This window comes from Pseudomonas sp. HN2 (genome assembly GCF_020736465.1).
Classification (GTDB): domain Bacteria; phylum Pseudomonadota; class Gammaproteobacteria; order Pseudomonadales; family Pseudomonadaceae; genus Aquipseudomonas; species Aquipseudomonas moraviensis_A.
On record NZ_CP085885.1, the window covers coordinates 3785398 to 3798447 of the forward strand.

Here is a 13050-nt window from a genome sequence, read left to right on the forward strand (position 1 = left end):
ATCAAAGTTTGGTCAGGGACAGGCCAGCCCATGTTGCGAGCAGCCCGCCGAATACGCTCAGTGCCGCATAGCCGAGGGCCAGCAACACTTGCCCGCTTTCCAGCAGGCGCACCGTATCCAGTGAAAAGGATGAAAAAGTCGTCAGCCCCCCGAGGAAGCCGACCATCAACCCGGCACGCACCTCGATCGGCACTTCCGGGCGTATCAAAAACAGGCCATACAACACGCCAATCAACAGGCAGCCCACGATATTAACGGCCAGCGTCGCGGTATAGAAGTGCCGCGGCCAATTGGCGCTGACCCAATTGCCGGTGGCGAAGCGCAACAATGTGCCAGCGACGCCGCCGACCGACACTGCGAGGATCAATGGGACCACTACTTTCTCCGCTGCCGAGGGCTCAGACGATCGAGTTGAGCGAGGTGATTGAGCTTCTCGCCGATCTTCAACTCCAGGCCACGGGGCACTGGCTGATAGAACGGAATCGGCTCGAGTTCTTCCGGGAAATAGTCTTCGCCGGCGGCATAAGCGTCCGGCTCATCGTGGGCATAGCGGTACTCGTCGCCATAACCCAACTGCTTCATCAGCTTGGTTGGAGCATTGCGCAGGTGCAGCGGCACTTCCAGGGAGCCGTTTTCGGCCGCTGCGCGCAGGGCGGTCTTGAAACCCATGTACACCGCATTGCTTTTCGGTGCGCAGGCCAGATACGTGATGGCCTGGGCCACTGCCAATTCGCCTTCCGGGCTGCCAAGACGCTCCTGCACCTCCCATGCCGCCAGGCACAGGCTCAGCGCACGCGGGTCGGCATTGCCAATGTCTTCGCTGGCCATGCGCACCACGCGCCTCGCCAGATACAGCGGATCGCAACCGCCGTCGATCATCCGCGCAAACCAGTACAGCGCGCCGTCGGGATTAGAGCCGCGCACCGATTTGTGCAGCGCCGATATCTGGTCGTAAAACGCTTCGCCACCCTTGTCGAAACGCCGACGGGTGTCGCCGAGCAGGCTTTGCAGCAACTCGGTGCCGATCTCGCTGTTGTCTTCGGCCAGATCGGAGGCGTTCTCCAGCAGATTGAGCAGACGCCGGCCATCGCCATCGGCGGCGGACAGCAGCATCTGAAAACCTTCATCGCTCAGCGTCAGGTTGCGCTTGCCCAACCCGCGCTCTTCGGTCAGTGCGCGTTGCACCAGCTTGCGCAACGCCGCTTCGTCGAGGCTTTTCAACACATAGACCCGGGCACGCGACAACAATGCGTTGTTCAGTTCGAACGAAGGGTTTTCGGTGGTGGCGCCGATGAAGATCAGCGTGCCGTCTTCAACGTACGGCAGAAAGGCGTCCTGCTGCGACTTGTTGAAGCGGTGCACTTCGTCGACAAACAGGATCGTGCGCTTGCCGTACTGGCCGGCCTGCTGCTTGGCGATCTCAACCGCCTGACGGATCTCCTTGACCCCGGCGAGTACCGCCGAGACGGTTTCAAAGTGCGCATCGGAGACTTCCGCGAGCAACCGCGCCAGGGTGGTCTTACCCACGCCCGGAGGGCCCCAGAAGATCATCGAATGCAGCGCGCCCTGCTCCAGCGCCTCACGCAGAGGCTTGCCGCGAGCGAGCACGTGTTCCTGACCGACGTACTCATCCAGATTGGCCGCACGCAGACGCGCGGCCAAGGGTTGGGCAATCGGTGCACTGCGAAACAGATCCATCACGTAGCGTTGAAACCTCTGATTTTTTAAACCTGTGGCGAGAGAGCTTGCTCCCGTCGGGGCGCGAAGCAGCCCCGCTCTTCATTCAGAAGCGGGGCCTGCTGCGCAGTCCAGCGGGAGCAAGCTCCCTCGCCACAATAGCTCCGACACGGAACCTGGCGTTTATTCCTGGATGACGTCAGCACCCTTGGGAATGTCGAATTTGAATTTGGATGCCGGCACCGCTTCGTTGGCCTTGACCCCGGTAAACAGGATATTGGTGCGCTGGCCGACGCTGTCGATCAGTTGCATGTCATTGAGCAGACCGTTGCGGAACGACAGGCGCAGATTGTCGAACAGGGTGTCCTTGGTCTTCGGCTTGAGGGTGAAGTCGATCACACCGCCCGCCTCTTTCGCGCTGATATCGAAGCTCTGGCTGATCTTCGAGACATCACCGGACAGCAGCAGCGCCGGGGTCTGGGTCAGACGCTCGTCGAGCTTCTTGATGGTTGCCTGTTCCAGGTCCGGGTCCCACAGGGTGACTTTCTTGCCATCGGAGACCATGGTCTGCTCGGCCGGTGCGTTGGTGTGCCAGTAGAACAGGCCCGGACGCTGCAGGGTCATGTTGCCGGTGGTTTCCTGCAACTGCGTACCGCCGCCGTCGAGGGTCAACTGGGAAAAATTTGCCGACAGGGTTTTCGATGTTTCCAGCAATTGAGTCAGGCGCGCCACGTCCTTTTCATCGGCGTGGGCCGTGAGCGTGGTCAGCGCGAGTACTGGCAACAGCATGCGGATAAGGCGCATTGGAGTCCTCTTGAATACGTGGGAAAGCGGGCGGCGCGTCATTGCGCCGCCCGAGTCATTGCGTTTCAGTCGCGTACCGGGCCCGGGGCCAGGACTTCACGCGAACCGTTGGTGTTCATTGACGTGACGACACCGGCCATTTCCATCGCCTCGATCATCCGCGCGGCGCGGTTGTAGCCGATCTTCAGCTTGCGCTGAACAGCGGAAATCGACGCGCGACGGCTTTCGAGGACGAACTGCACCGCTTCGTCATACAGCGCGTCGGCTTCCGGATCATCACCGTCGCCACCACCGCTACTGCCTTCAAAGCCGCTGCCCGCCTCTTCGACACCGTTGAGGATGTCGTCGTTGTATTCCGGCGCGCCGCGCAGTTTCCACGCCTCGACCACACGGTGAACCTCATCGTCGGAGACGAACGCGCCGTGCACCCGGATCGGCAAACTGGTACCCGGCGGCATGTAGAGCATGTCACCGTGACCCAGCAGTTGCTCGGCGCCACCCTGGTCGATGATGGTCCGCGAGTCGATCTTGCTCGACACCTGGAACGCCATGCGAGTCGGGATGTTGGCCTTGATCAGACCGGTGATCACGTCCACCGAAGGGCGCTGGGTTGCGAGGATCAAGTGGATGCCCGCCGCCCGCGCCTTCTGCGCGATACGCGCGATCAGTTCTTCAACCTTCTTGCCGACGATCATCATCATGTCGGCAAATTCGTCGACCACCACGACAATGGTCGGCAGTTTCTGCAGCAGCGGCGCTTCGTCGTGAATGCTTTCACGCTTGTACAGCGGATCGCTCAACGGCTCGCCGGCATCCTGGGCTTCCTTGACCTTGGCGTTGAAGCCGGACAGGTTACGCACGCCCATCTTCGCCATCAGCTTGTAGCGCCGCTCCATCTCGGCAACGCTCCAGCGCAAGGCGTTGGCGGCGTCCTTCATGTCGGTCACCACCGGGCACAACAAATGCGGAATGCCTTCGTAGATCGACAGCTCGAGCATTTTCGGGTCGATCATGATGAGCTTGGCGTCGTCCGGGCCGGACTTGAACAGGATCGACAGGATCATCGCGTTCACGCCCACGGACTTACCGGAACCGGTGGTACCGGCCACCAAAAGGTGCGGCATCTTCGCCAGGTCAGTGATGACCGGCTTGCCACCGATATCGTGACCGAGCGCCAGGGTGACCGGCGATTTGAAATTGTCGTACTCGGGCGTCGACAGCACTTCGGAGAAGCGCACGATCTGACGGTCTTCGTTGGGAATTTCGATACCGACAGTGGTCTTGCCCGGAATCACCTCGACCACCCGCACACTGGTCACCGCCAGGGAGCGTGCAAGGTCTTTCGCCAGGTTGGCGATGCGGCTGACTTTTACCCCAGCGGCAGGCTGGATCTCGTAACGGGTAATCACCGGGCCCGGATGAATCGAATCCACCGTGACTTCGACACCGAATTCCTTGAGCTTGATTTCCAGCAAGTGGCCGACGGCTGCCAGCGACTCGGGCGAATAGTTGAGTTGTTTCTTTTCCGCAGGATCAAGAATCGAGATCGGCGGCAAGGTGCCTTCCACCGCGCTGTCGACGAACAACGGCGCCTGTTTCTCTTTCTGCACGCGCTTGCTCGGCTCTGGCGCCTTGGCCGGTGCCGGCGCGATGACCGGAGGCACCTGCTTCTCGCGATCGGACATGTGCTTGCTCAGCGCTTGCTCGCGCTCGATCAGGCGCTCCTTGACCTTGGCTTGCTCACGCTTGTCGGTGACAGTCGGTGCGACCACATCATGTACGCGGTCATCGACCTCACGCAGTTGCGCCACCAGTTGCTTGCGCTCGGTGCGCGCCGACCACCAGCGGTTGAGCGCGCCCTGGAACAGTTCGAACAGATCAAGGGTGATCTTGCCGGTGACATCCATCACCTTGAACCACGACAGGTCGGTAAATACGGTCAGGCCGAAGAGGAACAGAGCGATGAACAGCAGCGTACTACCCTGAATGTTCAGCGCATTCTTCGCCAGATCGCCAAGGCTTTCGCCCAAGGCCCCGCCAGCGCCAGCCGGCAGACCGGTCGCGGCATGGAAATGAATGTGCGCCAGCGCAGCACCCGAGAGCACCAGGAACACCAGACCGATCAGGCGCCAGGAGAACAGCCAGCCGCTCCACTGCCAGGGTTCGTGGCGTTGACGGAAGATCTGGTATGCCTTGACCGCCAGCAGCAACGGAAAGATATAGGCGAAGTAACCGAGCACCATGAACAGGATATCGGCGCTGTACGAGCCTGCCGGGCCGCCGAAGTTCTGCACGTCGTCGATCTTGCTGTTATGACTCCAGCCCGGATCGTCCTTGCCGTAAGTCAGCAAAGCCATCATCAGGAACAGGCACAAGGCGCCAATGGCGATCAATGCACCTTCCTTGAGCCGGTAGTGCAGTTGCTGGCGCCAGAGCGGAACGACTGTTTTGGGTGCTTCGGTGGTCTTCTTCAAAACGCTTCTTTTCCTGCGCCCGAGGCGCGTCCATCTATTGAATGACGATAAAAAACTGCCCGATCCAGGCAGGTAAAAAGGTGAAAAGCTCAACTGAGACTACTTTTAACACTGTGCCACTGGTTTTATAAACACAGCCATAAACACTCCGCACAGCGAAAAGCCCGTCACAACCCGGCATTGTACGGGTTTGTGCGCCCGACGCCATGCTTGAGCGCTCAGCCTTGAGCATAGCCAAACGCATGGGAATCGCGTTGCAATTGGAGCATGCATTGTCTTGCGTGACAAAGGCTTATGAGCTGTATTTGATGAACGTAGCGAGGCTGGTCAGATATGGCGGACAGAAATGCCAAGCAGGCATCGATACGGTGACGCTTACGACCACGGGCGACACATCAAGTTGCAGCTCGACAGTCATCGCACCCGACATCTGTGCAGGACATCGGCGCCGTTTCGCGGCAAACTCTTTCGCGGGGCTGCGCGCCCCCTGACCGCCCTCCCCTTCTGCAAGCCTGGATGCCATGCTGACTTGGTTACAACGTAATTCCCTGACCTTTCCGCCCCTGGAAAAAGCCATGCGCGAGCCAAACGGACTGCTCGCCGCCGGTGGCGATCTCTCCGCTGACCGGCTGATCCAGGCCTATCGCCACGGCTGTTTTCCCTGGTTCTCCGAGGGCCAACCGATTCTCTGGTGGTCGCCGGATCCGCGCACCGTGCTGCTTCCCGACGAACTGCACGTCTCGCGCAGTCTCGGCAAGTTGCTGCGCAAGCAACGCTATCAAGTGACCTTCGATCAGGATTTCGCCGCCGTCATCCAGGCCTGCGCTGCGCCCCGTGATTACGCCGATGGCACCTGGATCACTGAAGCCATGCAGGATGCCTACGTCGAACTGCATCGGCGCGGTTTCGCCCATTCGGTTGAAGTCCGGGACGATGGACAACTGGTTGGCGGCCTGTATGGCCTGGCGATGGGTCGATTGTTTTTTGGCGAGTCGATGTTCAGCCGCGCCGACAACGCTTCCAAGTACGGCTTCGCCACCCTGGTGCAGCATTTGAAAGCCGCCGGCTTTGTCCTGATCGACTGCCAGATGCCGACCGACCACCTTCACAGCCTCGGTGCACGGTCGATTCCGCGCAGGGAATTCGCCGACTATCTGCAGCGCCATCTCGATCAACCGAATTCGGCGACCTGGGTTTGCTGAGCGACTTTTGCGCAGGTGGCTTACACTTAATACACCAGCTTATCCCGAGGGTTGATTCATGACCGAGTTGGCGCGTTTGAAGTTCTATGCCACTCAGCCCCACTCTTGCAGTTATCTGCCCGAGGAGCAGGCCACGACGCTGTTTCTCGACCCGAGTCAGCCCATGGATGTGCACGTCTACGCAGATCTGTCGGAAATGGGCTTTCGTCGCAGCGGCGATCACCTGTACCGGCCGCATTGCCAGAATTGCAATGCGTGCGTGCCTGCGCGCATTCCTTCGGCCCAGTTCATTGCCAACCGCCAGCAAAAGCGGATCTACAAACGCAACGCCGATTTGCAAGTGCAACCAGTCAAACCGCAGTTCAGTGAAGAATACTTCGACCTGTACCAGCGCTACATCGAACAGCGTCATGCCGACGGCGACATGTACCCGCCGAGCCGTGATCAGTTCTCGACGTTCCTGGTACGTGATCTGCCCTTCTCGCGCTTCTACGAGTTCCGACTCGACGGACGGCTGCTCGCGGTGGCGGTCACCGACCTGCTGCCAAACGGTCTGTCGGCGGTCTACACCTTCTACGAACCGAACGAAGAACGCCGCAGCCTCGGTCGTTACGCGATCCTCTGGCAAATCGCCGAGAGCCAGCGCTTGGGCCTTGAGGCGGTGTACCTGGGTTACTGGATCAAGAACTGCAAAAAGATGAACTACAAGACGCAATATCGGCCCATTGAATTGCTGATCAATCAGCGCTGGGTCGTCCTGAACTAAACCCACGGCCTAAACCCCTTGGCGTAAACCCCATTTTTCGGGCACAATGCACGCCGCTTTTGCCTGGCGCAGTTGCACCGGGCCATTCATTGGATACCGAGGGCTTTACTGCATGTCGAAAGAAGACAGCTTCGAAATGGAAGGCACTGTCGTCGACACCCTGCCCAACACCATGTTTCGTGTGGAGTTGGAAAATGGGCACGTCGTAACCGCGCATATTTCCGGCAAGATGCGCAAGAACTACATTCGTATTCTTACCGGTGACAAAGTGCGCGTCGAGCTGACGCCCTATGATTTGAGCAAAGGGCGGATCACTTACCGCGCTCGTTAATCAAGTCAATACAGAACGCCCGGGTTATGCCGGGCGTTTTTGTATCTGCGCTTTATTGGTTTGTGTGTATATCCATTTTTTCGGGTGCGGCCGCTGGCGGTTTCGCTCTTACAGCGAGTCACCTTTTCCAAACGCCAAAAAGGTAACCCAAAAGGCTTTGCCCCAGCGTACGGCCCGCTCGCTGGGGCTCGGGGTTTCTTCGTTACGGGATCGATCCCGTAACGAAGCCTGCCAAAGGGGCAAAAGATCAAAAGCCGGATCAAGAGCCCTTCACCCTAGCCCTCTCCCAGAGGGAGAGGGGACTGACCGCGGTGGCTGGGCGGGCTACGCCACCTTGCGATACCGAGTCGAATGGAAATATGCAGAAGATCAAAAGCCCCTCACCCTAGCCCTCTCCCGGAGGGAGAGGGGACTGACCGCGGTGTTTAGGCGAGGTACGCCGACGTGAGATACCGAGTTGAATGCAGGTTTTGAACACCACACAAATCGGCTCCCTCTCCCTCGGGAGAGGGCTGGGGTGAGGGGCGAATCCAACGCAGATCCAAAGCAGACCACACGCTTTTCACCACTCAACAATGAGCGTTAGCTCGAGTGCTTTTGATCTTGATCCACGGGCGACGTCGGAAGGCTGAGCGGATCGATCCCGCAGCGAAGGAACCCGAGCCTGCGAGGGCCTAACGCAGGAGCAAGCGTTTTTTTGCTTACTTTTTTAGGCGTTTGTAAAAAATGTGAGTCGCCGTCAGGGCGAAACCCTAAGCAGCCGTAACCGCAGCAACGGATATTCACCCAAAACCCCCAAACGACAAACAGCAAAAAGGCGCCCGAAGGCGCCCTCTTGATACACGACCGTCAGGCCATTTCCGCAGTAGTTTCGAAGTCAAACGTCAACTCCCCGTCCTTGATGTCGATGTGCACCACACCGCCATGCTCGGCCAGTTCGCCAAACAGAATCTCCTCCGCCAACGGACGCTTGATCTTGTCCTGAATCAGACGCGCCATCGGACGTGCGCCCATTGCCGAATCGTAACCACCCGCCGCCAGCCAGCTGCGCGCCGCATCGGTAACCTCAAGCAACACGCGCTTGTCTTCCAGCTGCGCCTGCAGTTCGGTGAGGAACTTGTCCACCACGCTTTTGATGACCTCATGGCTGAGGCGACCAAACTGGATAATGGTGTCCAGACGGTTACGGAATTCCGGTGTAAAGCTCTTCTTGATCACTTCCATCGCATCGGACGAGTGATCCTGATGGGTGAAACCGATCGAAGCCCGCGCGGCCGTTTCGGCACCGGCGTTGGTGGTCATGATCACGATCACGTTGCGGAAGTCCGCCTTGCGCCCGTTGTTATCGGTCAGCGTGCCGTGGTCCATGACCTGCAACAGCAGGTTGAAGACTTCCGGATGCGCCTTCTCGATTTCATCGAGCAGCAATACGCAGTGCGGCTGCTTGGTAATCGCCTCGGTCAACAGACCGCCCTGATCGAATCCAACATAGCCTGGAGGTGCACCGATCAGACGCGATACGGTGTGACGCTCCATGTACTCGGACATGTCGAAGCGAACCAGTTCGATCCCCAACGCCTTGGCCAGTTGCCGCGCAGCCTCGGTTTTACCGACACCGGTAGGTCCTGCGAACAGGAACGAACCGACTGGCTTGTCAGGCGACTTGAGCCCGGCGCGGGACAGCTTGATCGCGGTCGACAGCGAGTCGATCGCCGCGTCCTGACCAAATACGGTCAGCTTCAGGTCACGCTCCAGATTACGCAGCAGCTCCTTGTCGGAACTGGTGACGTGCTTAGGCGGAATCCGCGCGATCTTCGCAACGATGTCTTCGACTTGTGGCACTTCGATTCGCTTGACGCGCATCTCCACCGGTTGCAGACGCTGATAGGCGCCCGCCTCGTCGATCACGTCGATGGCCTTGTCCGGCATGTGCCGGTCATTGATGTAGCGCGACGCCAGTTCGGCAGCGGCACGCAACGACTCGTCGCTGTACTCGATGTTGTGATGCTGCTCGAAACGCCCTTTCAGGCCACGCAGGATCCCGATGGTGTCTTCCACCGACGGCTCGACGACATCGACCTTCTGGAAACGACGCGCCAAGGCACGGTCCTTCTCGAAGATGCCGCGAAATTCCTGAAACGTAGTCGAACCGATGCAGCGAATGTCGCCAGACGACAGCAGCGGCTTGAGCAGGTTGGACGCATCCATCACGCCACCGGAAGCAGCACCCGCACCAATGATGGTGTGGATCTCGTCGATGAACAGGATCGCCTGCGGACGTTTCTTCAGCTCATTGAGCAGCGCCTTGAAACGCTTCTCGAAATCACCGCGATACTTGGTGCCCGCGAGCAGAGCGCCGAGATCGAGGGAATAAACAACCGCATTGGCCAGCAGATCCGGCACCTGGTTGTCGACGATGCGCTTGGCCAGGCCTTCGGCAATCGCGGTTTTACCCACGCCTGCTTCGCCCACCAGCAGCGGGTTGTTCTTGCGCCGGCGCGCGAGAATCTGCGCGACACGCTCGACTTCCGATTCGCGGCCGACCAACGGATCAATGCGACCCTGGCGCGCGAGTTCGTTGAGGTTGCTGGCATAAGCATCCAGAGGATTGCCTGAAGAAGAAGACTCACCGCCCTCGTCGTCCTGCATATCTTGTTCACCTTCAGAGTGATCGCCGTGCCCCGGTACTTTGGAAATGCCGTGGGCGATGTAGTTGACGACATCGATGCGCGCAACGCTCTGCTGTTTCAGCAGGAACACTGCCTGACTCTCTTGCTCACTGAAGATGGCGACCAGCACGTTGGCGCCGGTCACTTCGCGTTTGCCCGAGCTCTGTACGTGAAAAACAGCACGCTGCAGGACACGCTGGAAGCCCAGGGTTGGCTGGGTCTCACGATCCTCGTCATGCACGGGGATCAATGGCGTGGTGGAGTCGATGAACTCCTGCAGATCATGCTTGAGTTTGTCGAGGTTTGCGCCGCAGGCACGCAAAACGGTGGCGGCAGCCTCATTATCCAATAGGGCCAGCAGGAGATGTTCGACGGTCATGAACTCATGACGCTTCGAACGAGCCTCCTTGAAGGCTAGATTGAGGGTGACTTCGAGCTCGCGGTTTAACATAGCTTCACCTCATACCCAAGTGGTCGGCGATTAACCGTCCTTCTCGATTTCACAGAGTAGCGGATGCTGGCTTTCCCTGGCGTACTGGTTGACCTGCATGGCCTTTGTCTCGGCGATGTCGCGGGTAAACACTCCACATACTGCCCGGCCTTCTGTATGGACGGCCAGCATGACCTTGGTCGCCAGCTCGCGATTCAGGTTAAAAAACACCTCGAGCACTTCGACGACGAAATCCATCGGTGTGTAGTCATCATTGAACAAAACCACCTTGTACATCGGCGGCGCCTGTAACGCGGGCTTTGCTTCCTGAACAGCAACGCCTGCCGAATCGTCGTCGTGCTCCTGTGGAAGATCCTTTTGGAGAAGCGGGCGATCCTGATTGAATGTTAGTCGAATCTGGCTGATTGCATGCATGGAAAAAAAGGTTCGTCAGTTGTGCGAATACAGTGGTGGGGGCGGTTGCACACGTTTTCAACTACGACTGCCCGGTCACCTTGACTATCGGGAAAACGGTGTTACAACCAATAGAGCCCACAGTGGGTAAAAAAGATCCGCGGAGTCAATTCTTTTATCGAATTCGATTGCGGATGTCGTGGATGATACTCCAGCGATGGAGTCTGTTGCAGAGGGATTTGAGCATGGCTGTCGGCAAGGTGAAATGGTTCAACAATGCCAAGGGATTCGGCTTTATCAATACCGACTCCCGGGAAGGCCGCGATGAGGATGGCAAGGACATTGATTTCTTCGCCCACTACTCGGCCATCCTGATGGACGGATACAAGACGCTGAAAGCGGGCCAGACGGTGAAATTCGAGATCGTGCAAGGTCCGAAGGGCCTGCATGCGGTAGCCATTGAATCCGTAATCATCGAACCATCCACCGCTTCTGAAAGTGCCGCTGTCGGCGCAGCTGCCGCTGCCGCTGCCGCTGCCGCAACTGCCAAAGCGATGAGCTGACTGATTCCTGCCTGAATACACTGAGAAAAAAACCGCCTGACTCAACCCATCGAGTCAGGCGGTTTTCATGTGCCTGTAACTTTTACATATGCGAAATCAACGCATCCCCGAACCCCGAAGACGAAACCAGCTTGGCGCCATCCATCAAACGCTCGAAATCATAAGTAACAGTCTTCGCCCCGATCGCACCGTTGGTGCCCTTGATGATCAGGTCCGCCGCTTCAGTCCAGCCCATGTGACGCAACATCATCTCGGCCGAGAGAATCAGCGAGCCCGGGTTGACCTGGTCCTTGCCGGCATATTTCGGCGCGGTACCGTGGGTCGCTTCGAACATCGCCACGGTGTCGGAAAGGTTGGCACCCGGCGCGATGCCGATACCGCCCACTTCCGCCGCCAGGGCATCTGACAGGTAATCACCGTTGAGGTTGAGAGTGGCGATCACATCGTACTCGGCCGGGCGCAGCAGGATCTGCTGGAGCATGGCGTCGGCGATGGCGTCCTTGACCACAACGTTCTTGCCGGTTTTCGGGTTCTTGAACTGCATCCACGGGCCGCCATCGAGCAGGGTCGCGCCGAACTCTTCGGCCGCCACCTCGTAGGCCCATTCCTTGAAGGCACCTTCGGTGAACTTCATGATGTTGCCTTTGTGCACGATGGTCAGCGAGTCGCGGTCATTGTCGACCACGTATTGCAGGGCCTTGCGCGCCAGGCGCCTGGTGCCTTCGCGGGATACAGGCTTGACGCCGATGCCGCAGTTTTCGTCGAAACGGATCTTGGTGACGCCCATTTCTTCTTTAAGGAATTTGATTACCTTGGTGGCTTCCGGCGAACCGGCCTTCCACTCGATGCCGGCATAAATGTCTTCGGAGTTCTCGCGGAAGATGGTCATGTCGACATCGCCGGGCTTTTTCACCGGGCTTGGCACGCCTTCGAACCAGCGCACCGGGCGCAGGCAGACGTACAGGTCGAGTTGCTGACGCAGGGCCACGTTCAGTGAGCGGATGCCGCCACCGACCGGGGTGGTCAGCGGGCCTTTGATGGAGACTACGTAGTCCTTGACGGCGTCGAGGGTTTCCTGCGGCAGCCAGGTGTCCTGATCGTAAACCTGGGTGGCTTTTTCGCCAGCGTAGACTTCCATCCAGGAAATCTTGCGCTTGCCGCCATAGGCCTTTTCAACAGCAGCATCGACAACCTTGATCATCACCGGACTGATGTCGACACCAATACCGTCACCTTCGATGAAGGGGATGATCGGGTTATCAGGAACATTGAGAGAATGGTCTGCATTGACGGTGATTTTGTCGCCGACGGCTGGAACCTGAATCTTCTTGTAACCCATGCTGAACTCCATTGTTTGGATTGAACATCTGGCTTGCTTCGAGCGTAACCCAGTTGAATCAACACGCAAACCCTATGTTCCGCCACCCCGCACATCTCGTTTCGTACAAGCCTGAAAGCAAAGGGAAAAGCGCCAAACTCCAGCATTCGTAACGAGTCTTTGCCCGGTGCCGCCCTGCGACCTTTAGACCAATGGACGAGAATCGTTGCATATGAACCATCGGCAGATTGCCAGCTACCTATGTATAATGCCGCCCGCTGACCACAGGGTCACGACGGCTGGCCTCTCTAGCACGAGACTTTCCGCCTGATTGGTCGGGTTGTTACCGCAGCCTGACTGCTTGACGCTCTACTGATGCACCCAACATCACCGCGAAGAATC

11 protein-coding genes are annotated in these 13050 nt (G+C 58.4%); 4 read left to right on the forward strand and 7 right to left on the reverse strand.

Annotation, left to right across the window (positions count from 1 at the left end; all coding sequences use genetic code 11):
• Position 1: 1 nt before the first annotated feature.
• The 4 genes from crcB to ftsK form a co-directional block, all read right to left on the reverse strand.
• Positions 2 to 376: a fluoride efflux transporter CrcB gene (gene crcB / locus LIS66_RS16535; protein WP_016775261.1), complete on the reverse strand. Its 375-nt coding sequence runs from the start codon at positions 374 to 376 to the stop codon at positions 2 to 4.
• A complete protein-coding gene (locus LIS66_RS16540; RefSeq protein WP_227972606.1) occupies positions 376 to 1698 on the reverse strand; it encodes a replication-associated recombination protein A in 1323 nt (440 codons plus the stop codon). The genes crcB and LIS66_RS16540 overlap by 1 nt, the downstream gene beginning before the upstream one ends.
• Before the next feature lie 162 nt (positions 1699 to 1860).
• A complete protein-coding gene (gene lolA / locus LIS66_RS16545; protein ID WP_042609224.1) occupies positions 1861 to 2481 on the reverse strand; it encodes an outer membrane lipoprotein chaperone LolA in 621 nt (206 codons plus the stop codon).
• Positions 2482 to 2546: 65 nt separating this feature from the next.
• Positions 2547 to 4955, reverse strand: a complete 2409-nt coding sequence (ftsK, locus tag LIS66_RS16550) for a DNA translocase FtsK (protein WP_041477069.1) — start codon at positions 4953 to 4955, stop codon at positions 2547 to 2549.
• Positions 4956 to 5476: 521 nt separating this feature from the next.
• Here ftsK and aat point away from each other — a divergent pair.
• From aat to infA, 3 genes are all read left to right on the forward strand, one after another.
• Positions 5477 to 6157, forward strand: coding sequence for a leucyl/phenylalanyl-tRNA--protein transferase (gene aat / locus LIS66_RS16555; RefSeq protein WP_116658626.1), 681 nt, complete (start codon positions 5477 to 5479; stop codon positions 6155 to 6157).
• A gap of 58 nt (positions 6158 to 6215) precedes the next feature.
• Positions 6216 to 6923, forward strand: coding sequence for an arginyltransferase (locus tag LIS66_RS16560; RefSeq protein ID WP_042609221.1), 708 nt, complete (start codon positions 6216 to 6218; stop codon positions 6921 to 6923).
• Positions 6924 to 7035: 112 nt separating this feature from the next.
• Positions 7036 to 7254, forward strand: a complete 219-nt coding sequence (gene infA / locus LIS66_RS16565; protein ID WP_002553999.1) for a translation initiation factor IF-1 — start codon at positions 7036 to 7038, stop codon at positions 7252 to 7254.
• Positions 7255 to 8103: 849 nt separating this feature from the next.
• Here infA and clpA read toward each other — a convergent pair.
• Positions 8104 to 10374, reverse strand: a complete 2271-nt coding sequence (gene clpA / locus LIS66_RS16570) for an ATP-dependent Clp protease ATP-binding subunit ClpA (RefSeq protein ID WP_016775266.1) — start codon at positions 10372 to 10374, stop codon at positions 8104 to 8106.
• Positions 10375 to 10404: 30 nt separating this feature from the next.
• Complete coding sequence (gene clpS / locus LIS66_RS16575; protein ID WP_011334948.1) at positions 10405 to 10788, reverse strand: ATP-dependent Clp protease adapter ClpS; 384 nt, start codon at positions 10786 to 10788, stop codon at positions 10405 to 10407.
• 224 nt (positions 10789 to 11012) lie between these two features.
• Here clpS and LIS66_RS16580 point away from each other — a divergent pair, with 224 nt between their 5' ends.
• Entirely contained in the window at positions 11013 to 11330 is a 318-nt protein-coding gene (locus tag LIS66_RS16580) for a cold shock domain-containing protein (RefSeq protein WP_227972607.1), read from the forward strand.
• An 82-nt stretch (positions 11331 to 11412) separates the two neighbouring features.
• On the opposite strand, the gene icd is transcribed toward LIS66_RS16580, so the two are convergent.
• Positions 11413 to 12669 carry an NADP-dependent isocitrate dehydrogenase gene (gene icd / locus LIS66_RS16585; RefSeq protein ID WP_056788899.1) on the reverse strand — a complete coding sequence of 419 codons (1257 nt, stop codon included), beginning with the start codon at positions 12667 to 12669 and terminating at the stop codon, positions 11413 to 11415.
• Between the last annotated feature and the right edge of the window lie 381 nt (positions 12670 to 13050).